This window comes from Shinella sp. Sh6 (assembly GCF_055392685.1).
Genome location: NZ_AP044005.1, coordinates 1,547,517 through 1,569,803, shown reverse-complemented (window position 1 = coordinate 1,569,803; position 22,287 = coordinate 1,547,517). Strand labels below are relative to the sequence as shown.

Genomic DNA, 22,287 nt, shown 5'->3' with positions numbered 1-22,287 from the left:
TCAACGTGTGCATGACTGCGGCACGATATCGTGCCACCATTCGAAACAACGGAGAAACGTGATGACAGAAACAAAAGCGGACGTATCGATCGGTGGCAAGACAGTCGAACTGCCGACGCGCTCCGGCACGATCGGTCCCGATGTGATCGACATCGGCACGCTCTACAAGAACACCGGCGCCTTCACCTACGACCCGGGCTTCACGTCCACCGCCTCGTGCGAATCGAAGATCACCTATATCGACGGCGACGAGGGCGTGCTCCTTCACCGCGGCTACCCGATCGAGCAGCTTGCCGAGCACGGCGACTTCCTCGAAGTCTGCTACCTTCTGTTGTACGGCGAGCTGCCGACCAAGACGCAGAAGGACGACTTCGACTATCGCGTGACGCACCACACCATGGTGCACGAGCAGATGTCGAAGTTCTTCACCGGCTTCCGCCGCGACGCCCACCCGATGGCCGTCATGTGCGGCGTCGTCGGCGCGCTCTCGGCCTTCTACCACGACTCCACCGACATCACCGACCCGCACCAGCGCATGGTCGCCTCGCTGCGCATGATCGCCAAGATGCCGACCATCGCCGCCATGGCCTACAAGTACCATATCGGCCAGCCCTTCGTTTACCCGAAGAACGACCTCGACTATGCGTCGAACTTCCTGCGCATGTGTTTTGCCGTTCCCTGCGAGGAGTATGTGGCCAATCCGGTGCTCTCGCGCGCCATGGACCGCATCTTCATCCTGCACGCCGACCACGAGCAGAACGCCTCGACCTCGACCGTGCGCCTTGCCGGCTCCTCGGGTGCCAATCCGTTCGCCTGCATCGCGGCCGGCATCGCCTGCCTGTGGGGCCCCGCCCATGGCGGCGCCAACGAGGCTGCGCTCAACATGCTCGCCGAGATCGGCTCGGTGGACCGCATTCCGGAATATATCGCCAAGGCCAAGGACAAGAACGACCCGTTCCGCCTGATGGGCTTCGGCCACCGCGTCTACAAGCACTACGACCCGCGCGCGCGCATCATGCAGAAGACGACGCACGAGGTTCTGAACGAGCTCGGCATCAAGGACGACCCGATGCTGGAAGTCGCGATGGAGCTGGAGCGCATCGCCCTGACGGACGATTACTTCATCGAGAAGAAGCTCTATCCGAACATCGACTTCTATTCCGGCATCACGCTGAAGGCGCTGGGCTTCCCCACCACCATGTTCACCGTGCTCTTCGCCCTCGCCCGCACGGTCGGCTGGATCGCCCAGTGGAACGAGATGATCGAAGACCCGGAACAGCGTATCGGCCGCCCGCGCCAGCTCTATGTCGGTGCCCCGAAGCGCGACTACGTGCCCGTCTCCAAGCGCTGAGAAACCGGCGCGCAAACAAAATCCCCGCCGTCCGAAAGGACGGCGGGGTTTTTCATTGGAAGGACAAAAAGTCGCCTATTCGGCGGCAGCAAGCAGCTTGCGCTCGCGGGCGGCGCGCAGCCGGGCGAAGTCGTCGCCGGCATGGTGCGAGGAGCGCGTCAGCGGGCTCGAGGAGACCATCAGGAAGCCCTTGGTATAGGCAACGGTCTCGTAGGACTTGAACTCTTCCGGCGTCACGAAGCGGTCCACCTTGTGGTGCTTGCGGGTCGGCTGGAGATACTGGCCGATGGTGAGGAAGTCCACGTCGGCGGTCCTGAGGTCGTCCATGAGCTGGAGCACTTCGTTGCGCTCCTCGCCGAGGCCCACCATGATGCCCGACTTGGTGAACATGGTCGGATCCAGTTCCTTCACGCGCTGCAGGAGGCGCAGGGAATGGAAGTAGCGCGCGCCGGGACGCACGGTCAGGTAATTGCCCGGCACGGTCTCCAGATTGTGGTTGAAGACGTCGGGCTTGGCGGCGACGACGCGCTCCAGCGCACCCGGCTTCTTCAGGAAGTCGGGCGTCAGGATTTCAATGGTCGTCGCGGGGGATGCCGCGCGGATCGCCCAGATCACCTTCTCGAAATGTTCGGCACCGCCGTCGTCGAGGTCGTCACGGTCGACGGAGGTGATGACGACGTGGGAAAGGCCCATCTGCTTGACGGCCTTGGCGACGTTCTCCGGCTCTTCCATGTCGAGCGCATTCGGCTTGCCCGTCGCCACATTGCAGAAGGCGCAGGCGCGCGTACAGATCTCGCCCATGATCATGAAGGTCGCGTGCTTCTTGTCCCAGCACTCGCCGATATTCGGGCAGCCCGCCTCCTCGCACACCGTCACCAGCTTGTGGGAGCGCACGAGGTCGCGCGTTTCCTGGTAGCCCTTGGAGACCGGCGCCTTGACGCGGATCCATTCCGGCTTGCGCAGTACTTCCGTATCCGGCCGATGAGCCTTCTCCGGATGGCGCACGCGCTGGGCGTCGGGGGCAAGATTGGTGCGGTCGAGAATGGTGACCATGTCTTTCCACTTTCCTCGCGGGGTTTTTCCGCCGCTTATGGATGGCCGGGCCACGCCCGGCCATGACGAAAGAAAGGTTTGCTGTCTTTTTCAGCAGCAAAGCCCGCCTCATGTGGGGCGGGCTTTAGCATGTTCAAGCGTTCAGCGCACGCCCATAGGCATCGAGAACGCTTTCCTTCATCGTCTCGGAAATCGTCGGATGCGGGAAGATGGTGTGCATCAGCTCTTCCTCGGTCGTCTCCAGGTTCATGGCGACGACGAAGCCCTGGATCATCTCGGTCACTTCCGCGCCCACCATGTGCGCGCCGAGAAGTTCGCCGGTCTTCTTGTCGAAGATCGTCTTGACCATGCCCTGGTCCTCGCCGAGCGCGACAGCCTTGCCGTTGCCGGCAAAGGAGAAGCGGCCGACGCGGATGTCGCGGCCTTCCGCCTTGGCCTTGGCTTCCGTGAGGCCGACGGAGGCGACCTGCGGATGGCAATAGGTGCAGCCCGGGATCTTGGACTTGTCCATCGGGTGGGCGTTCGGCAGGCCGGCGATCTTCTCGATGCAGATGACGGCCTCGTGCTCGGCCTTGTGGGCAAGCATCGGCGGGCCTGCGACATCGCCGATGGCATAGATGCCCTGCACGTTCGTCTTGCCGTAGCCGTCGATGACGATGAAGCCGCGGTCGGTCTTCACGCCCAGCGCCTCAAGGCCGATATTCTCGATGTTCGCCTGAACGCCGACGGCGGAGATCATGCGGTCGGCGGTGATCGTCTGCGACTTGCCGTCCTTGGTCTCGACATGGGCGGTGATGGAATTCGCGCCCTTCTCCACCTTGGTGACCTTGGCGTCGAGCAGGATCTTCATGCCCTGCTTTTCGAACTGCTTCCTGGCGAGGGCCGAGATTTCCGCGTCCTCGACCGGCATCACCTGCGGCATGACCTCGACGACCGTGACCTCGACGCCGAGCGTGCGGTAGAAGGAGGCGAACTCGATGCCGATGGCGCCCGAGCCCATGACGAGCAGCGACTTCGGCATCGCTTCCGGCTTCATCGCGTCGAAATAGGTCCAGATCAGCTTGCCGTCCGGCTCGATGCCCGGAAGCGCGCGCGGGCGGGCGCCGGTGGCGACGACGATGTGCTTGGCCGTGTAGGTGCCTTCGGGAAGGACGTTCTTCGGCAGCGGCGCCTGCGGCTGCTGGATGGCCTTCGTCGTCTTGGAAACGACGATCTCGCCGGGCTTTGTCAGCCTGGCCTCGCCCCAGATGATATCGACCTTGTTCTTCTTCATCAGGAAGCCGACGCCGCCGTTCATGCGCTGGGCGATGCCGCGCGAGCGGGCGACGATGGCTTTCAGGTCCGGCGTCACGGCGCCTTCGATCTTTACGCCGTAGTCGCCCGGGTGCTGCGCGTAGTGGAAGATCTCGGCGGAGCGCAGCAGCGCCTTGGTCGGGATGCAGCCCCAGTTGGAGCAGATGCCGGCAAGGTGCTCGCGCTCGACGATGGCCGTCTTCAGGCCAAGCTGCGCGGCGCGGATCGCCGCGATGTAGCCGCCCGGACCCGAACCGATGATGATGACGTCGTAGGATTGAGCCATTGTCGTTTCCTGCCTTGTTCCTCGCACGGCATGAAGCGCCGCGCTTTTGTTTTGGTTACAGTCCGAGCATCATGCGCGCGACGGGCTCCAGCCCCTTGCCGACAGCCCGCGTGTTCGCCGCGTCGAGGTGCACGCCGTCGAGCGGCGTCGTCTTCGCCACCGAGCCCGCGTCGAAGAAGCCGCAGCCGAGTTCGTCCGCAAGGTCCGCATAGAGCGTCGCCAGCATCGCCGATTGCTCGACGCCGCCGGCGAACATCGCCGCGAAGGCGGTATTCGCCGTCTCGCACAGCGGCGGCGGCGAGACGATCAGGATCTCCGGCCCGTCCCTGTCGCCGAACGACCAGGCGTGGTGGCGCGTAAGCTCCACCAGCCGCTCCATGCCCTGCACCGCGCCGAAGGCCGTCCCGCAGATCGCCGGCTTCATGTCGTTGGCGCCGAGGAACAGGATCACGAGGTCGATCGGATCGTGGCTGTGCAGGATCGTCGGCAGGATGCGCGCGCCGTTGCGGTCGCAATCGGCGAGGTGATCGTCATAGGCGGTGGTGCGGCCGTTGAGGCCCTCCGCGATCACGGTGACGTCCGGCCCGAGCGCCTTGGCGAGCACGCTCGGCCAGCGGTCCGCAAAGGCGTGCCGGTCGAGCGTTTCCGCGTTATAGCCCCAGGTCAGGCTGTCGCCGTAGCAGAGAACCGTCTTCATGGCCGCACTCCGCTATCAGACGAGCATCCCCATCGGGTTCTCGATGTAGCGCTTGAAGGCACCGAGCAGCTCGGCGCCGAGCGCACCGTCGACGCAGCGATGGTCGGTCGAAAGCGTGACCGTCATCGCGTTGACGATCTTGATCTCGCCGCCCTTGACCACCACGCGCTCCTCGCCCGCGCCGACCGCCAGGATCGTCGCATGCGGCGGGTTGACGACGGCCGCGAAGTTCTTCACGCCCATCATGCCCATGTTGGAGACCGCGGTGGTGCCGCCCTGGTACTCTTCCGGCTTCAGCTTGCGTTCCTTGGCCCGCTTGCCGAGGTCCTTCATCTCGTTGGAGATGGTGGAGAGCGTCTTGGTCTCCGCCTTGCGGATGATCGGCGTGATCAGGCCGCCCGGGATGGAGACGGCAACGCCCACATCCGCGTGCTTGTGCTTGACCATGTTGGTGTCGGTCCAGGAGACGTTGGCATCCGGCACGTCGCGCAGCGCCAGCGCCATGGCCTTGATCACCATGTCGTTGACCGAGAGCTTGTAGACCGGCTTGTCTTCCTTGCGCGGCGCGCTGTCGTTGAGCTGGGCGCGCAGCGCCAGAAGCGCATCGAGCTCCACGTCGACGGAGACGTAGAAGTGCGGGATCGTCTGCTTGGATTCCTGCAGGCGCTTGGCGATGGTCTTGCGCATGCCATCATGCGGCACGAGCTCGTAGGAGCCTTCCTCGAAGAGCTTGAGGACGGCGTCTTCCGACATGCCCTTGGGCGCTGCGGCTGGGGCCGCGGAGGCGGCAGCGGCAGCCGGGGCTGCTGCTGCGGGCTTGGCGCCGCCCGAGGCGAGCGCCTTCTCGACGTCGCTCTTGACCACGCGGCCGTGCGGGCCGGAGCCGGAAACCGCCGAGATGTCGATCCCGGCTTCCCTGGCGATGCGGCGGGCGAGCGGCGAGGAGAAGAGGCCGTTGCCGACCCGCGGCGAGCCGGCGGCAGCCTGTGCCGGCGCGGAGGCCGCAGGCGCCGGAGCTGCCGCGGCAGCCGGCTTTTCGGCTTCCTTCGGCGCTTCCGCCTTCGGAGCCTCGGCCTTTGCCGCGCCGCCGGTAGCGGCCGCAGCCGCGGCGACGTCCTCGCCGTCGGCGGCGAGGACGGCGATCAGGGTGTTGACCTTCACGCCCTCCGAACCGGCCGGCACGACGATCCTGGCGACCGTGCCCTCGTCGACGGCTTCGACTTCCATCGTCGCCTTGTCGGTCTCGATCTCGGCGATGACGTCACCGGATTTCACGGTATCGCCTTCCTTGACGAGCCACTTGGAAAGGTTGCCCTCTTCCATGGTGGGCGAAAGGGCGGGCATCGTAATGTTGATCGGCATCTCCCAGCCCTCCCCTTACTTGTAGCAGACGGTTTTGACCGCCTGGACGACTTCGCCGACATTCGGCAGCGCCAGCTTTTCGAGGTTTGCGGCATAGGGCATCGGAACGTCCTTGCCGGCGATCGTCAGGATCGGCGCATCGAGATAGTCGAAGGCCTGCTGCATGACGCGGGTCGCGATCTCGGTGCCGACGGAGGACTGCGGATAGCCTTCCTCGACGGTGACGAGACGGCCGGTCTTCCTGACCGATTCGACGATCGTCGGAATGTCCATCGGACGGATCGTGCGAAGGTCGATCAGCTCGACGTCGATGCCTTCCTTCTCCAGCTCGGCGACCGCCTTGACGGCATAGGTCATGCCGATGCCGAAGGAGACGATCGTCGCGTCGTTGCCCTTCTTGTGGATGCGGGCCTTGCCGATCGGCAGCACGAAATCGCCCATCTTCGGCACTTCGAAGCTCTGGCCGTAGAGGATTTCGTTTTCCAGGAAGATGACCGGGTTCGGATCGCGGATGGCCGCCTTGAGGAGGCCCTTCGCGTCGGCTGCCGTGTAGGGCATGACGACCTTGAGGCCCGGGATCTGGCTGTACCAGGCGGCATAGCACTGCGAATGCTGGGCCGCCACGCGGGCTGCCGCGCCGTTCGGGCCGCGGAAGACCATCGGCGCACCCATCTGGCCGCCGGACATGTAGAGCGTCTTGGCCGCGGAGTTGATGATCTGGTCGATCGCCTGCATGGCGAAGTTGAAGGTCATGAACTCGACGATGGGCTTGAGGCCCGTCATGGCCGCACCGACGCCGACGCCGGCAAAGCCGTGCTCGGTGATCGGCGTGTCGATGACGCGGCGGGCGCCGAATTCCTGCAGGAGGCCCTGCGTGATCTTGTAGGCGCCCTGGTATTCGGCGACTTCCTCGCCCATGACGAAGACGCTCTCGTCGCGACGCATTTCTTCCGCCATGGCATCGCGCAGCGCTTCGCGCACCGTCGTCATGACCATTTCGGTGCCGGCCGGGATATCCGGATCGGCGGCGGCTTCCACCTTCGGGGCGGCCGGAACGGGCGCGGCGGCGGAACCCTGCTGGGTCGGCTTTTCGGCCTCTTCCACCTTGGGCGCCTCGGCGGGCTTTTCGGCGGCCTTGGGCGCTGCCATCGCGTCGGCGCTCTCGCCGTCCTGCAGCAGCACGGCGATCGGCGTGTTGACCTTGACGCCCTCGCTGCCGGCGGGGATCAGGATCTTGCCGATCACGCCTTCATCGACGGCTTCGACTTCCATCGTCGCCTTGTCGGTTTCGATTTCGGCGATCACGTCGCCGGACTTGACGGCGTCGCCCTCGTTCTTGACCCACTTGGAAAGCGTGCCCTCTTCCATGGTCGGAGACAGGGCGGGCATGAGGATTTCGATTGGCATTGGTGTCCCTCCCCGGATTACAGCAGGATGTCGGTGTAGAGCTCGGATGCATCCGGCTCCGGATCGGACTGCGCGAAATCGGCGCTGTCGGCGACGATGTCACGGACTTCCTTGTCGATCTGCTTCAGGTCGTCCTCGCTCGCCCACTTCCGTTCCAGAAGACGCGCGCGCACCTGCTCGATCGGGTCGTGCTCGGAGCGCATCTTCTGCACTTCGTCCTTCGAGCGGTACTTCGCCGGGTCCGACATGGAGTGGCCACGGTAGCGGTAGGTGAGCATTTCGAGGATGATCGGCCCCTTGCCCGAGCGGCAATGCTCGACGGCCTCGTCAGCGGCGGCCTTCACCGCGCGCACGTCCATGCCGTCGACCTGGTAGCCCGGAATGCCGAAGGAGGCGCCGCGCTGCGAGAAGTCGGTCTGGGCGGAGGCGCGCGAAACGGCCGTGCCCATGGCGTAGCGGTTGTTCTCGATGATGTAGACGACCGGCAGCTTCCAGAGCGCGGCCATGTTGAAGCTCTCGTAGACCTGGCCCTGGTTGGCCGCGCCGTCGCCGAAATAGGCGAGCGAGACGTTGTCGTTGCCGCGGTAGCGGTTGGCGAAGGCGAGGCCCGTGCCGAGCGAGACCTGCGCGCCGACGATGCCGTGGCCGCCGTAGAAGTTCTTCTCCTTGGAGAACATGTGCATGGAGCCGCCCTTGCCCTTGGAAAGGCCGCCGCGGCGTCCGGTCAGTTCCGCCATCACCCCGCGCGGGCTCATGCCGCAGGCCAGCATGTGGCCGTGGTCACGATAGCCGGTGATGACCTGGTCGCCGTCCTTCAGCGCAAGCTGCATGCCGACGACGACAGCTTCCTGGCCGATATAGAGGTGACAGAAGCCGCCGATGAAGCCCATGCCGTAGAGCTGGCCGGCCTTCTCCTCGAAACGCCGGATGAGCAGCATCTCGCGATAGGCCTTCAGATCGTCTTCCTTGGAGAAATCGGCGATGATACCGCCGTTGAAGTCTTTCTTTGCAGGCTTTGCCGCCGTTTTGCGGCTGGACGTGGACGCGGTTTTACGCGGAGCCATTCGTACCTCCCTAGGTTTGCCTTTTGAGGAAACCATAGGGGAGAAATCCGGCCACAGCAATGCCATAAATGCATGGCTTATATTCTCGACAAGCCGCTGATTAATAAGTAATAATTACGATTAACCAGATTTCGGTTAATCGGCAATATCAGTGGAAAATGACGATTTCGTCGGCCCGGGACATGTTGAGATAGAAGCGCGCCTTTTCGTCGACCATGTCACGCTCAAGCGAGCCGTCGCTGAGAAGGGCAACCTCCTTTTCCAGGGTCTGGCGCTGGTGCACGAGCACGTCCAGACGCGTCTGGCGCTCCACTCTCTGCCGCTCGAATTCCTCCAATCCGCGCAGGCCGAATTCGCCATGGATGGAATGATAACCGAAGTAGGAAAGGAATGCGACCGTAATTACCGGAAGCGTCAGCCGGCCGAATTTCCGCTTCTTATGATGCTTGGTCCACATGCAGGTGCCCTGATACGCAATACGGATTCCACACTAGCGCCAAGGGGTTAACCGACTATTGACCATGATGGGCGGGGCGAAGAAAAAGACGGCGGCCGCGTGGGGAGCCGGACGGGGGACGTGGCGGGTTTGGCGTGGATCCTCGGGTCAAGCCCGAGGATGACGGAGGAAGAATGGAACGACGACAGAAGGAACGGAGCCTCGTTCCGCGCCGCTGAATAGGCACACCCTCTTCTCCTCCTCTCCGTCATCCTCGGGCTTGACCCGAGGATCCACACCACATGGCACGCGCTGAAAAGGCGCCCCGACGCCACACGCCCAGCGCGCCCGAAGCCCCCTCTCCTAACCCCGCAAAAACACGAAACCCGCACCTTGCGATGCGGGTTTCGCCGTTCTGGAAAAACTGTTTCTCCGCTCAGCCGCGCAGGATCGAGCGTCCGGCGTAGCGGGCCTGTGCGCCAAGCTGCTCCTCGATGCGGATGAGCTGGTTGTACTTGGCGGTGCGGTCGGAGCGGGCGAGCGAGCCGGTCTTGATCTGGCCGCAGTTGGTGGCGACGGCAAGGTCCGCGATGGTGGAGTCTTCCGTCTCGCCCGAGCGGTGCGACATGACGGCGGTGTAGGCTGCCTTGTGCGCGGTCTCGACGGCGTCGAGCGTCTCGGAGAGCGAGCCGATCTGGTTGACCTTGACGAGGATCGAGTTGGCGACGCCCATCTTGATGCCGTCGCGAAGGCGCGCGGAGTTCGTCACGAACAGGTCGTCGCCGACGAGCTGGGTCTTCTTGCCGATCTTGTCGGTCAGCAGCTTCCAGCCGTCCCAGTCGTCTTCAGCCATGCCGTCCTCGATCGAGAAGATCGGGTACCTGGCGGCAAGCTCGGCGAGGTATTCGGCCATGGCGCCCGGCTCCAGCGTGCGGCCTTCGCCTTCGAGAACGTACTTGCCGTCCTTGAAGAACTCGGTCGAGGCGCAGTCGAGGGCGATGTGCATGTCCTCGCCCGGACGGTAGCCGGCCTTCTCGATGGACTTCATGATGAAGTCGAGCGCGGCGGGCGCGGAGGCGAGGCCCGGCGCGAAGCCGCCTTCGTCGCCGACATTGGTGTTGTGGCCGTCGGCGGCGAGCTGCTTCTTCAGCGTGTGGAAGACTTCCGAGCCCATGCGAACGGCATCGCGCACCGTCTCGGCGCCGACCGGCACGATCATGAATTCCTGGAAGTCGATCGGGTTGTCGGCATGGGCGCCGCCGTTGATGATGTTCATCATCGGCACCGGCAGGACGCGGGCGTTCGGGCCGCCGACATAGCGGTAGAGCGGCAGGTTGGCGGCTTCCGCGGCGGCCTTGGCGACGGCGAGCGACACGCCCAGGATGGCGTTGGCGCCAAGGCGCGCCTTGTTCGGCGTGCCGTCGAGCTCGATCATCGTCTGGTCGACCTGGATCTGGTCTTCGGCGTCGAGGCCGCCGATGGCTTCGAAGATCTCGCCGTTGACGGCGGCGACGGCGTTTTCCACGCCCTTGCCGAGGTAGCGCTTGCCGCCGTCGCGCAGTTCGACCGCTTCATGCGCGCCGGTCGAGGCGCCGGACGGAACGGCCGCGCGGCCGAAGCTGCCATCCTCGAGGTGCACGTCCACTTCGACGGTGGGGTTGCCGCGGCTGTCGAGAATCTCGCGGCCGATGATGTCGATGATTGCAGTCATGGATATCGTCCTGTTTCGGGGTTTGTTAATCGATTGAAATGCACTTCTAGTCGACCATGCGGAAATTACAATGGCATGACGGCGTAAGGAGCCTCAGCCCTTGGCGATGTCGTCGAGGGCAATAAGCTTCTCCAGAACACGCGGCATGTCCTTCAGATGCAGCATATTGGGGCCGTCGCAAGGCGCCATATCGGGATCTTCGTGGGTCTCGATGAACACACCGGCGACGCCGACGGCGACGGCGGCGCGAGCAAGGGTCTCGACGAAACGCCGCTCTCCTCCCGAGGTCGCTCCCTGGCCGCCCGGCTGTTGCACCGAATGGGTCGCGTCGAAGATAACGGGCGCGCCGGTTTCGGCCATGATAGGCAGAGAGCGCATGTCCGAGACCAGCGTATTGTAGCCGAAAGACGCGCCCCGCTCGCACAGCATGACATTCGGATTGCCGCTATGCGTGATTTTGTCGAGTACGTTTGTCATATCCCAGGGGGCAAGGAATTGCCCCTTCTTCACGTTGATCGCGCGGCCGGTCTTGGCGGCGGCGACAAGCAGGTCCGTCTGGCGCGACAGGAAAGCCGGAATCTGCAATACGTCCACGACCTCCGCCACGACAGCGCACTGCTGCTCGCTATGGATATCCGTCAGGACCGGAATGCCAAAGGCCTTCTTCAACTCTGCGAAGACGGCGAGACCTTTTTCAAGGCCGATCCCCCGGTCGCTTGACAGCGAGGAGCGGTTCGCCTTGTCGAAGGACGATTTGTAGACGAACCCGATGCCTAAGCGATCGCAGAGTTTCACAAGGGTTTCCGCGATCATGAAGGCATGGTCGCGGCTTTCCATCTGGCAGGGGCCGGCGATCAGCGAGAGGCGTTCTGTCTGCGAGAAGGTGACTTTCTTCGGCCCTTCGCCGACGACGACGGTGGAATTGGTTTTCATCTGCTCATTCTCCAAAGACGAAGAGGACGCCCTGCCCCGGCGCCGGCGGCACTAGGAGCCGGCCGTCCCGCTCCTCGAAGGCGACGCTGCCCGCCGTCATGCGTCGGCGGCATTCGGAAAGGTCGGATACGGTGAAGACGACCGCCTGCCCCTTGAGGCCTCGGTCCGCGCCGGGCGCCGGGGCGATCCCGTAGAAACCCTGAAGGCCGGCGTCGCTCAGCACCGTGATGCGCCCGCGCGGCGTTTCGACCGACATGCCGAAGGAAAGCGCCTCGACCTCCCGCTCGTCGGCAGCCTCCTGCAGGAGATACTGGAAATCCGTCGGGTTCTGTTCCGACAGCACCACCTCGGCAAGCCCGGTCACGCTGTTCTCATGCGCCTCGAGCGCCTTGCGGTCGGCCGGCAGCGGCACGACGCGCTGCGAGGCGAAGAAGAAGAAATCGGGGCTGCGCGCGTCCGCGGCGAAGGCGAGCCGGAAGCTGCCCGTCGCCGACGTGCCGTCCGGCAGCAGCATGTCGCGCGAGAATTCCAGCACCGGGCCGCCGGAAAAGCCGGCCGCCGCATAGCGCTGGTCGTCGCCCCACGCATCGTCCGTCGCCATGGCGACGGCGGAAAAGCCCTCGAGGCCGCGGCGGAAGCGGAAGGCCTGGTCGCGCGCGACGAAGACGTTGCCCGCCCGCGCGGCCTCCTCGCATTCCTCGCGATTGGCGATGCCGAGCGGTTCGAGATAGCTGCCGTCGGCAAGGAAGACGCAACAGTTTTCCGTGCCGAACGGGTGGCGCGCGTCCTTCGCGACGGTGAAGCCGAGCGCGGTCAGCCGTTCGCGCGCAAGCCCGAGTTCGGACACCGGCAGCACCAGATGGTCGATCGGGCGAGGCGTTCTCGAACGTGCGGTCATGGGCGAAATCCGGTCGTGTTTCGGGCGCCTCGTGCTTTGCATGCTTTCGCCCCGCAATGCAAGCACCGGGGGCCTGCACGCCTGGCGCGGGAACTTTTCCGCTTCTGTGCCGTTGCCGGAATCCTTTCGCATGGAGAGCCCCATTCCCACATCCCGCGACATCACCCGCCAGCGCGACCTGCATGAATCCCGCCCGCTGTGGGCCGATTCGCCGCGCATCTCCGTCCGCGCCCGGCCGAAGCCGTCGGCCGGAAGCTACGACGTCGTCATCGTCGGCGCGGGCATCTCGGGCGCGCTCGCCGCCCATGCGCTTGCCGATGGGCGCCGTTCGGTGCTGGTGGTCGACCGCCGCCCGCCGGTGCGCGGCAGCACGCTCGCCAGCACCGCGATGATCCAGCACGAGATCGACGTGCCGCTGCACCGGCTCTCCGCCGTGATCGGCAGGGCCCGGGCCGCCCGGGCCTGGCAGCGCTCGGCCCGCGCCGTCGAGAGGCTGTCCGAGATCGTCGCCGACCTCGATCTTTCCTGCGGCTTCGAGCGCAAGAAGACGCTGTTCCTCGCCGGCAACGCCTATGGCGGCCGCGCCCTGCGCACGGAGACGAAGGCGCGGCACGAGGCCGGCATCGCCGCCGAATTCCTCGATGCGCGCAGCCTTTCCGAGGGCTACGGCATCGCGCGCACCGGCGCGATCCTTTCCGACGTCTCCGCCTCGGCCAACCCCGCGCAGATGGCCGCCGGCATCCTGCGCGCCGCCGCCGCGCACGGGGCGGATCTCGTCAGCCCGCTGGAGATCACCGACATCCGAAGCACCGATAGCGGCGTGTTCCTCGCGACGGCCGACGGCCATATCCTTTCCGCCCGCCACGCGGTCTTCTGCTCGGGCTACGAGTTCCTGGAAGCCGTCGCCGACGCCTCGCACGCCATCGTCTCCACCTGGGCGCTCGCCACGCCGCCCGGCACGACCCTGCCCGACTGGCTGAAGGACTGCATCGTCTGGGAGGGCGCCGATCCCTATCTCTACCTGCGGCGCACCCGCGACGGCAGGCTGATTGCCGGCGGCGAGGACGAGGAGAGCGCGACGGCCTTCGCCTCGGCCGAAAAGATCAAGCGCAAGGCGCGCACCATCCGCCGCAAGGTGGAACGGCTGCTCGGTATCTCCCTCCCCGAGCCTGACCATGCCTGGGCGGCGCCCTTCGGCACGACGCGCACAGGCCTGCCGCTGATCGGCCGCGTCCCCGGCCTCGACAATGTCTTCGCCGTCATGGGCTTCGGCGGCAACGGCATCACCTTCAGCCAGATCGCGGCCGAGATCGTCGCCGCGGAGATCGCCGGCCACGGCGACGGCGATGCCGACCTCTTCGCCTTCCCGCCGCGCAGGTCCTGACGAAGCGCAAGGCGGGTAACGCGATATTCCCCTTCCGTTGAATGGCTGGGGCGGGCAAGGCGCGCTATGGTCTGGGCAACCTTGCGAAGATGAACCGCCATGCTCGTTGCCGTCCTCTCCGATATCCACGCCAACCGCGAAGCCTTCGAGGCGGTGCTCGCCGCCGCCGAGGCGGCCGGCGCGGAGCGCTTCGCGCTGCTCGGCGATATCGTCGGCTACGGCGCGGACCCGGAATGGTGCGCGGAGCGGGCGATGACGCTTGCCGCGCAGGGCGCCATCGTGCTGCGCGGCAACCACGACGAGGCCGTCGGCAATCCGTCCGTCTCGATGAACCCGACCGCCACGCTGGCGCTCGAATGGACCCGCCGCCAGCTCGGCGCCGAGACGCGCGCCTTCCTCGCCGCGCTTCCCCTCGAGGCGCGGGAGGGCGACTGCCTCTTCGTCCATGCCGATGCCAGCGCGCCCGCCGAATGGAACTATGTGCTGGATGCCGACGACGCCGGCCGGCACCTTGCCGCCTGCAGCGCGCGGGTCAGCTTCTGCGGCCATGTGCACAAGCCCGCTCTCTACTGCACGGCGCCCGGCGGCAGGATCACGCCGTTCGTTCCCGTCGCCGCCACGCCCGTGCCGCTCCTGCCGCAGCGCCGGTGGCTCGCCGTCATGGGCGCCGTCGGCCAGCCGCGCGACGGCAACCCGGCCGCCGCCTTCGCGCTCTACGACACGGAAAACGCTGAGCTGTGCTTCCTGCGCGTCGCCTACGACGTGGAGAGGGCGGCGGAGAAAATCCGCGCGGCGGGCCTGCCGGCCTCGCTCGCCGAGCGTCTGGCGCGGGGGCGCTGATGGTCAAGGCGCGGCTGAAACCGGGCGACGTCGTCGACGGCTTCCTCATCGAGGACATCGCCCATAACGGCGGGATGGCGCGCATCTGGACGGTCAGCCGGCCGGACGTCGATTTCCCGATCCTGATGAAGGTGCCGGTCATCGGCGAGGGCGACGATCCGGCCGCCATCGTCGGCTTCGAGATGGAGCAGATGATCCTGCCGCGCCTTTCCGGCCCACACGTGCCGCGCTTCGTCGCCAACGGCGATTTCGCCACGCTCCCCTATATCGTCATGGAGCGCCTGCCCGGCACCTCGCTCTATCCGCTCCTGGAACGCCTGCCGCTGCCGCCGGAGGAGGTCGCTGCCATCGGCGCGAAGGTCGCAGTCGCGCTCGATTCGCTGCACCGCCAGCACGTCGTCCATCTCGACCTGAAACCCTCCAACGTGATGTTCCGCGAGAGCGGCGAGGCCGTGCTCATCGACTACGGCCTTGCCCGCCACATCCACCTGCCGGACCTGATGGACGAGCAGTTCCGCCTGCCCTACGGCACGGCGCCCTACATGGCGCCGGAACAGGTGCTCGGCACGCGCAGCGATTTCCGCAGCGACCTCTTCGCGCTCGGCGTCATGCTCTATTTCTTCTCGACCGGCGAGCGACCGTTCGGCGATCCGCAGCGCCTCAAGGGCCTGAAGCGCCGGCTCTGGCGCGATCCTCTGCCGCCCCGCGCGCGCAACGCGGCCATCCCGCCCGCCTTGCAGGAGGTCATCCTGCGCTGCCTGGAGGTGAACCCCGCCTGGCGCTATCCGAGCGCCGCCCAGCTCGCCCTCGACCTGCAGGACCTTTCCGCCGTCAATCTGACGGCGCGGGCGGAGAAGATGAAGCGCGATCCCTTCTCCGTCGTTGTGCGCCGCCGCTTCAACCCCGTCCCCATCGAGACGGTGAAGCCCCGCGCGGCCGAGACGCAGCTTGCCAACGCCCCCATCGTCGCCGTCGCCGTCGATCTTGCCGCCGGCGCGCCGGACCTTGCCGAGGCCATGCGCAAGACGGTGGCGCGCATCGTCGAGAACACGCCGGACGCCCGCATCGCCTGCATCAACGTCCTGAAGATCAACCGCATCGCCATCGACACCTCGCTCGACGAGGAGGGCCGCAACAAGCATGTGCTGCGCCTCGTCGCGCTGCGCACCTGGTCGACCGGCCTTCCCGCCCCTGGCGGCGGCATCACGTTCCACGTGCTGGAGGCCGTCTCGCCGGCCGATGCGATCCTCGAATATGCCCGCGAGAACCATGTCGACCACATCGTCATGGGCGCGCGGGCCGAATCGGCCATGCGCTCCATGCTCGGCAGCGTCTCCGGCGAGGTTGCCGCGCACGCGCCCTGCACCGTCACCGTGGTGCGGAGCCGGCCGGCGGCGCAATAGGGCTCAGGAGCGGAAACGCTTGCGGTATTCGCCCGGCGTCAGCCCGACGATGCGGGCAAAAACCTTGCGGAACGCGCCGGGGTCGTTGTAGCCGACGTCGAGGGCGACTAGATCGACCGAGCGGGTGGTGAACTGCAGGATCTCCTGCGCCCGGGAGACGCGCAGGCGCTGGCAATAGTCGCTCGTCGTCAGCCCCGTCGCCTTGCGGAAGCGCCGCAGGAAGGTGCGCGGCTCGAGGCCCGCCTGCGCAGCGAGCGTTTCCAGCGCCACGTCCTTCGCCTCGCTCGCCTGCAGCCAGTGCTGCACCTTCAGGATCGCCGCATCGCCATGCAGGAGGCGCGGCGAGAAGGCGCTGTAGTAGCGCTGCTCGCGCCCCGGCGGATCGGCGACGAAGCGGCGGGCGACCTCCAGCATCACGCCCGGCCCGAGGAAGCGGTCGACCAGCATCAGCCCGAGATCGACCCAGGCCATGACGCCGCCGGCCGTCACGATATCGCCGTCGTCGTTGAGGAGCCGGTCGGTATCGACATGGACGTCGGGAAAGCGCCGCTCGAAAATCTCGGCGATCACCCAGTTCGTCGTGATGGTGCGCCCGGCAAGCAGCCCCGTCTCGCCGAGGAGATAGGCGCCCGCGCAGATCGAGGCGAGCCGGACACCCTCGCCGTGGCATTGCCGCAGCCACGCGGCGAAGGGCGCGGCATCCTCGCGGCGGATAGCGTCGCCGAGCGCCGGCGGCAGGACGAGTACCGCCGGCTTGCCGGGCGTATCGACACCGTTCACCCGCACCGGCCGCCCCGCTTCCAGCCCCCAATGGCTGACCGCGAGCGCCGGGGTCTCCGCCCCCTTGCGTGCGGCGAGTGCCGTCGCGGCCTGGAAGAGGTCCGTCATGCCGAGCACGGCGGCCATCTGCACGCCGGGATAGAGCACCAGTCCGATTTCCGCCGCCATGTCACTTTCACCCCGGATTATGTCGATATCGCCAATGGCGAGAGATGGCAGGACCGGGGCAGAATGTCCACGACATCGAACGCCAACGGAAAGGAATTCCCATGAGCAAGTGCGCCGTCGTCATCGTCGACCTCCAGAAGGACTATCTCGGTTCGGGCCGTTTCCCGCTCGTCGGCATCGACGCGGCCGCGGCCAACGCCGCCCGCGTCGTGGAAGCCGCGCGCCGGAAGGGCGACCGGATCGTGCACGTCCACCATGTCGCCAGGGATGCCGCCTCGCCGCTCTTCGCGCCCGGCACGGACGGCATCCAGCCGATCTCGGCGGTCGCACCGCAGGAGGGTGACGCCGTCGTCGTCAAGAACTACCCGAACTCCTTCCGCGACACGACCTTGCGGGAAACCCTTCAGGCGGCCGGCATCGAGGACGTGGTGGTCGTCGGCGCGATGAGCGACGTCTGCATCGACGCCACCGCCCGCGCCGCCGCCGATCTCGGCTACGGCCTCACCGTCGTGCACGACGCCTGCGCCACGCGCGACAAGGCCTTCGGCGATTCGCGCGTGCCGGCCGCGCAGGTTCACGCCACCATCATGGCGGCGCTGGAATTCGGCTACGGCAAGGTCACGACGACCGCCGAATTCCTCGCCTAGGCCTTGGCCTGCCCCGCAAATCCGGCCGCCTCCGCCCCGGTGGGGGCGGCCGCGCTCCGCCCGTCATTCCCGTGTCATGTGACGATGATGTTCCTTGCCGCGTGAATGGACCCGGCGCCCGCGCAAGGCGGCGCCCAGCGGAGTTTGCGTGAATGGACATGGCTCAGGCCTTCGCCCTTGCCTCGGGCGCCCTCGTTGCGACCAACCTTGCCAGCATCGCCATCGCCGGCCTGCGGCTCGACCGTGCTGGCGCGCCGCCGCCGGACCTGCGCAAGACGCCGCCCGTCTCCATCGTCGTTCCCGTGCGCGGCATCGAGAACTTTTCCGGCGAGACGCTGGAGCGCGCCTTCCGCCTTGCCTGGCCGCGCTACGAGCTCCTCTTCTGCGTCGCCCACGCCAGCGACCCGATCGTCCCGCTGATCGAGGCGGCCGCCGCCGCCCACCCACAGGTCGAGGCGCGCATCCTCGTTGGCGACGAGCGCATCGGCGCCAATCCCAAGCTGAACAACTGCGTCAAGGGCTGGCAGGCCGCGCGGCACGACTGGGTGATCCTCGCCGATTCCAACGTGCTGATGCCGCCCGACTACATCCAGCACCTGATGGGCGACTGGCGGCGCGATTCGGGCCTCGTCTGCTCGACGCCGCTCGGCTCGCGGCCGGACGGCTTCTGGGCCGAGGTGGAATGCGCCTTCCTCAATACTCAGCAGGCGCGCTGGCAATATGCCGGCGAAGCGGTCGGCCTCGGCTTCGCGCAGGGCAAGAGCATGCTGTGGTATAAGCCGATGCTGGACGCCAACGGCGGCATCCACGCGCTGAACGCCGAGATCGCCGAGGACGCCGCCTCGACCAAGCTGGTGAACCGCCTCGGCCTCGAGGTCCATCTCGTCTCGGCACCCTTCGAGCAGCCGCTCGGCCGGCGCAAAGGACGGGAGGTCTGGTCGCGCCAGTGCCGCTGGTCGCGCCTTCGCCGCGTCACCTTCCCCGGCTTCTTCGCGCCGGAAATCCTGCTCGGCGTCCTGCCGCCGCTGCTGCTGGCGCTGGCGGCGGTGCTCTTCGGCGACATGCGGCTTCTGCCCGCCGTCCTTTTCGTCCTCGCCGGCATCTACCTGCCGGAGATCGCTCTCGCCTTCGCCAAGGGCTGGCGGCTGTCGCGCTGGTCCGTGCCGGCGATGATCGTGCGCGACGTCATGATGCCCGCCATCTGGCTGCGCGCCTGGCTCGGCGGCGCCATCGACTGGCGCGGCAACACGATGACTATCGGCACGCATGCCTGCGAACTGAAGGAAGCGCCCGCAGGCTCCTGAATACAAAGAAAAAGCCCGGCGATGCCGGGCTTTGTTCTCCTTACGGAAGGATCGCTTCGGTCAATCCACGAAGGCGCGTTCGATGACGAATTCGCCGGGCTTGCTGTTGGCGCCCTCGGTGAGGCCGGCGGCTTCCAGCAGTTCCTTGGTTTCCTTGAGCATTGCGGCCGAGCCGCAGATCATGCCGCGGTCGACGGCCGGATCGAAATGCGGAACGCCGAGGTCGGCGAACATCTTGCCGTTGCGGATGAGGTCGGTGATGCGGCCCTGGAACGGATAGTCCTCGCGGGTGACCGTCGCATAGTGGCGCAGCTTGTTGCCGACGATTTCCGAGAGGAATTCGTGGTTGCGGATTTCGTCCACGAGATCGAAGCCGTATTTCAGCTCGGCAACCTCGCGGCAGGTATGGGTCAGGATGACCTCGTCGAACTTCTCATAGGTCTCCGGATCGCGGATGAGGCTTGCGAACGGCGCGATTCCCGTGCCGGTGGAGAACATGTAGAGCCGCTTGCCGGGCGTCAGCGCGTCGAGCACCAGCGTGCCGGTCGGCTTCTTGCGCATCAGCACGGTATCGCCCGGCTTGATCTGCTGGAGATGCGAGGTCAGCGGGCCGTCCGGCACCTTGATCGAGAAGAATTCCAGTTCCTCGTCCCAGGCGGGGCTTGCGATCGAATAGGCGCGGTAGATCGGCTTCTCGCCGACCATCAGGCCGATCATGGCGAATTCGCCGGAGCGGAAGCGGAAGCTTTCCGGGCGCGTCATGCGGAAGCGGAACAGGCGATCCGTATAGTGCTGCACGCTCGTGACCGTCTCGGCGAAAACGCCGGCGGGGACGGTTGCAACAAAATCTTCGGTCTTGGCGGGTGCGTTCATTTCGGCAGCGATCCTGAATGGGTCGGAGGATTTGACGATAGGCAGATATTACATGTTGAGCGGCAAAGGAAGGTATTGCGTTCCAATGCGCCGATCGGCCGCGCAATATTTGCCGCGCCCCCTGCTTTCGCCCGGGACGCGGCGATCCGCCTTGATCTGGAACAATACTGGCACGCGATTGCGGCCTTTCAAGGAGCAGGCCCGGAAATTCAGGCCCGGCGGCGCCAGCTATAGGAGTTGACGTCCTGCGCGGGACGCGCCGTCGGCTGGTAGTGGACGGGAATGCCCGGCAGGCGGTTTTCCGCAAGCCGTTTCAGGGCCGTCGCATTGCTGACGGCAAAACTGTCGATGCCGCAGCGAAGCATCAGCGGCACCTGGTCGATCAGCACGTCGCCGACCGCCCGCACTTCGCCGGAAAACTTCAGGCGCGAGCGCAGCAGCGAGGCATGGCTGAAGGCGCGCCCGTCGTTGAAGGCCGGGAAGGCGACGGCGACCAGCGCCAGCCGGTCGAGATGGCCTTCCAGCCTGCGCACGTCGTCCGCCGGATTGACCAGCACGCCAAGGCCCGTCTCGTTCGTGCCGGCGGCCTTCTCGAGGAAGGCGTCGAGGCTGAGGATCGCCTTTTCGTCCGGCCCGGCCTTCCTATCTTCGGTCTCGATGATCCACGGATCGCCGGTCACGAAGCCGGATTCGTTCCAGATTTTCGTCATGGCCGTTCTCCTCAGGCTGCCGCGACCGTCTTCTCGCCGTAGAGCGCATCCTTGAAGGGCTGCGGTCCGACGCGGCGATAGGCGGCAAGGAAGGTTTCCGACGGGTCGCGGCGCAGGCCAAGATAGGTATCGACGACCACCTCGACGGCGTCCGTCACCTTCTCCGGCTCGAAGCCGCGGCCGATGATCTCGCCGATCGACGTGTTCTCGTCACCCGAGCCGCCGAGCGTGATCTGGTAGAGCTCCTCGCCCTTCTTCTCCACGCCCAGAAGACCGATATGGCCGACATGGTGGTGGCCGCAGGCGTTGATGCAGCCGGAGATCTTGATCTTCAGTTCGCCGATCTCCGCCTGGCGCTCCGGCGAGCCGAAGCGGTTGGAGATTTCCTGTGCGACCGGGATCGAGCGGGCATTGGCGAGCGCGCAGTAATCGAGCCCCGGGCAGGCGATGATATCCGTGATGAGGCCGGCATTGGCGGTCGCCAGCCCTGCGGCGACGAGGCCGCGATAGACCGGCTCCAGATCGGCCAGCGCCACATGCGGCAGGATGAGGTTCTGCTCGTGGCTGACGCGGATCTCGTCGAAAGCATATTCCTGCGCGATATCGGCAACGGCCTCCATCTGCGCGTCGGAGGCATCGCCCGGAATGCCGCCGATCGGCTTCAGGGAGATCGTCACCATGCCGTAGTCGGGATGCTTGTGCGGCTGCACGTTCTGCTGCACCCAGCGGGCGAATTCCGGATCGGCCTTCTTCCACTGGGCAAGGTTGGCCCAGCCCTCGGCGCGGGGCGCAAGCCGCGGCGGCGCGAAATAGGTGGCGATTGCCGCGATATCGCTTTCCGGCAGCGTCAGCTCGCTGCCGCGCAGTTCGGCGAATTCGGCCTCGACCTGCCGCGCCAGTTCCTCCGCGCCCATCTCGTGCACGAGGATCTTGATGCGCGCCTTGAACTTGTTGTCGCGCCGGCCGTAGAGATTGTAAACGCGCATGATCGCGGTCGTGTAGGTGAGAAGGTCCGCCTCCGGCAGGAAGTCGCGGATCTTCTTGGCGACGAGGGGCGTGCGCCCCTGCCCGCCGCCGACATAGACGGCAAAGCCGATCTCGCCCTGTCCGTTCTTCTTCAGGTGCAGGCCGATATCGTGCACCTGGATCGCCGCGCGGTCACGCTCGGCGCCGGTGACGGCGATCTTGAACTTGCGCGGCAGGAACGAGAATTCCGGATGGACGGAGGACCACTGGCGCAGGATTTCCGCATAGGGCCGCGGATCGGCGACCTCGTCGGCGGCAGCGCCCGCGAAATGATCGGCCGTCACGTTGCGGATGCAGTTGCCGGAGGTCTGCAGCGAATGCATCTCCACCGTGGCAAGGTCGGCCAGCGCATCCGGCAGCTCGGAAAGCTTCGGCCAGTTGTACTGGATGTTCTGGCGCGTGGTGAAATGGCCGTAGCCGCGGTCGTACTTGCGCGCGATATGCGCCAGCATGCGCATCTGGCGGGAACTGAGCGTGCCGTAGGGAACGGCGACGCGCAGCATGTAGGCGTGAAGCTGCAGATAGACGCCGTTCATCAGGCGCAGCGGCTTGAAGGCGTCTTCGGCCAGTTCGCCGGAAAGGCGGCGGGCGACCTGGTCGCGGAACTGCTCCACCCGGCCGGAAACGAAGGCGTGGTCGAATTCGTCGTAACGGTACATGC

The 22,287-nt window shown here is 66.1% G+C and carries 20 protein-coding genes; 6 read left to right on the top strand and 14 right to left on the bottom strand.

Annotated elements, in window-relative coordinates; all coding sequences use genetic code 11:
* Positions 1-61: 61 nt before the first annotated feature.
* Positions 62-1,351 (top strand): citrate synthase, encoded by a 1,290-nt coding sequence (gene gltA, locus ACZ5TO_RS07740; protein WP_464800099.1) that lies wholly within the window; start codon positions 62-64, stop codon positions 1,349-1,351.
* A 75-nt stretch (positions 1,352-1,426) separates the two neighbouring features.
* Here gltA and lipA read toward each other — a convergent pair whose 3' ends face one another.
* The 10 genes from lipA to ACZ5TO_RS07690 form a co-directional block, all read right to left on the bottom strand.
* The gene (gene lipA / locus ACZ5TO_RS07735) at positions 1,427-2,404 is read right to left on the bottom strand and encodes a lipoyl synthase (protein ID WP_464800098.1); all 978 of its coding nucleotides are present in this window, start codon (positions 2,402-2,404) and stop codon (positions 1,427-1,429) included.
* Positions 2,405-2,537: 133 nt separating this feature from the next.
* Entirely contained in the window at positions 2,538-3,983 is a 1,446-nt protein-coding gene (gene lpdA / locus ACZ5TO_RS07730; RefSeq protein WP_464800097.1) for a dihydrolipoyl dehydrogenase, read from the bottom strand.
* Between the two features lie 55 nt (positions 3,984-4,038).
* A complete protein-coding gene (locus tag ACZ5TO_RS07725) occupies positions 4,039-4,680 on the bottom strand; it encodes an SGNH/GDSL hydrolase family protein (RefSeq protein ID WP_464800096.1) in 642 nt (213 codons plus the stop codon).
* Positions 4,681-4,695: 15 nt separating this feature from the next.
* On the bottom strand, positions 4,696-6,042 hold the full coding sequence (locus tag ACZ5TO_RS07720) for a pyruvate dehydrogenase complex dihydrolipoamide acetyltransferase (RefSeq protein ID WP_464800095.1): 1,347 nt from the start codon (positions 6,040-6,042) through the stop codon (positions 4,696-4,698).
* A gap of 15 nt (positions 6,043-6,057) precedes the next feature.
* A complete protein-coding gene (locus ACZ5TO_RS07715; RefSeq protein WP_464800094.1) occupies positions 6,058-7,449 on the bottom strand; it encodes a pyruvate dehydrogenase complex E1 component subunit beta in 1,392 nt (463 codons plus the stop codon).
* A 17-nt stretch (positions 7,450-7,466) separates the two neighbouring features.
* Complete coding sequence (pdhA, locus tag ACZ5TO_RS07710; protein WP_184141721.1) at positions 7,467-8,513, bottom strand: pyruvate dehydrogenase (acetyl-transferring) E1 component subunit alpha; 1,047 nt, start codon at positions 8,511-8,513, stop codon at positions 7,467-7,469.
* Between the two features lie 148 nt (positions 8,514-8,661).
* The gene (locus ACZ5TO_RS07705) at positions 8,662-8,970 is read right to left on the bottom strand and encodes an FtsB family cell division protein (protein WP_184141723.1); all 309 of its coding nucleotides are present in this window, start codon (positions 8,968-8,970) and stop codon (positions 8,662-8,664) included.
* Positions 8,971-9,385: 415 nt separating this feature from the next.
* Complete coding sequence (eno, locus tag ACZ5TO_RS07700) at positions 9,386-10,660, bottom strand: phosphopyruvate hydratase (protein ID WP_464800093.1); 1,275 nt, start codon at positions 10,658-10,660, stop codon at positions 9,386-9,388.
* Between the two features lie 93 nt (positions 10,661-10,753).
* Entirely contained in the window at positions 10,754-11,593 is an 840-nt protein-coding gene (gene kdsA / locus ACZ5TO_RS07695) for a 3-deoxy-8-phosphooctulonate synthase (RefSeq protein WP_464800092.1), read from the bottom strand.
* A 4-nt stretch (positions 11,594-11,597) separates the two neighbouring features.
* Entirely contained in the window at positions 11,598-12,491 is an 894-nt protein-coding gene (locus tag ACZ5TO_RS07690) for a VOC family protein (RefSeq protein WP_464800091.1), read from the bottom strand.
* A gap of 130 nt (positions 12,492-12,621) precedes the next feature.
* Between ACZ5TO_RS07690 and ACZ5TO_RS07685 the strand changes: the two genes are divergently transcribed.
* From ACZ5TO_RS07685 to ACZ5TO_RS07675, 3 genes are all read left to right on the top strand, one after another.
* A complete protein-coding gene (locus tag ACZ5TO_RS07685; protein WP_464800090.1) occupies positions 12,622-13,875 on the top strand; it encodes an NAD(P)/FAD-dependent oxidoreductase in 1,254 nt (417 codons plus the stop codon).
* Between the two features lie 99 nt (positions 13,876-13,974).
* Positions 13,975-14,715 (top strand): metallophosphoesterase family protein, encoded by a 741-nt coding sequence (locus ACZ5TO_RS07680; protein ID WP_464800089.1) that lies wholly within the window; start codon positions 13,975-13,977, stop codon positions 14,713-14,715.
* A complete protein-coding gene (locus ACZ5TO_RS07675) occupies positions 14,715-16,118 on the top strand; it encodes a serine/threonine protein kinase (RefSeq protein WP_464800088.1) in 1,404 nt (467 codons plus the stop codon). Before ACZ5TO_RS07680 ends, ACZ5TO_RS07675 begins: the two co-directional genes overlap by 1 nt.
* Positions 16,119-16,121: 3 nt before the next feature.
* Here ACZ5TO_RS07675 and ACZ5TO_RS07670 read toward each other — a convergent pair whose 3' ends face one another.
* Entirely contained in the window at positions 16,122-17,066 is a 945-nt protein-coding gene (locus ACZ5TO_RS07670; protein ID WP_464800087.1) for a GlxA family transcriptional regulator, read from the bottom strand.
* Between the two features lie 101 nt (positions 17,067-17,167).
* Between ACZ5TO_RS07670 and ACZ5TO_RS07665 the strand changes: the two genes are divergently transcribed.
* Together ACZ5TO_RS07665 and ACZ5TO_RS07660 are read left to right on the top strand one after the other, a co-directional pair.
* The gene (locus ACZ5TO_RS07665; RefSeq protein ID WP_464800086.1) at positions 17,168-17,713 is read left to right on the top strand and encodes a cysteine hydrolase family protein; all 546 of its coding nucleotides are present in this window, start codon (positions 17,168-17,170) and stop codon (positions 17,711-17,713) included.
* 152 nt (positions 17,714-17,865) lie between these two features.
* On the top strand, positions 17,866-19,017 hold the full coding sequence (locus tag ACZ5TO_RS07660) for a ceramide glucosyltransferase (protein WP_464800085.1): 1,152 nt from the start codon (positions 17,866-17,868) through the stop codon (positions 19,015-19,017).
* A gap of 60 nt (positions 19,018-19,077) precedes the next feature.
* Here the strand turns inward: ACZ5TO_RS07660 and ACZ5TO_RS07655 are convergent, their stop codons facing one another.
* The 3 genes from ACZ5TO_RS07655 to ACZ5TO_RS07645 form a co-directional block, all read right to left on the bottom strand.
* Positions 19,078-19,890 (bottom strand): ferredoxin--NADP reductase, encoded by an 813-nt coding sequence (locus ACZ5TO_RS07655; RefSeq protein WP_184141744.1) that lies wholly within the window; start codon positions 19,888-19,890, stop codon positions 19,078-19,080.
* A 209-nt stretch (positions 19,891-20,099) separates the two neighbouring features.
* Positions 20,100-20,600, bottom strand: coding sequence for a DUF934 domain-containing protein (locus ACZ5TO_RS07650; RefSeq protein ID WP_464800084.1), 501 nt, complete (start codon positions 20,598-20,600; stop codon positions 20,100-20,102).
* 11 nt (positions 20,601-20,611) lie between these two features.
* Complete coding sequence (locus tag ACZ5TO_RS07645) at positions 20,612-22,285, bottom strand: nitrite/sulfite reductase (protein WP_464800083.1); 1,674 nt, start codon at positions 22,283-22,285, stop codon at positions 20,612-20,614.
* Positions 22,286-22,287 lie beyond the last annotated feature (2 nt).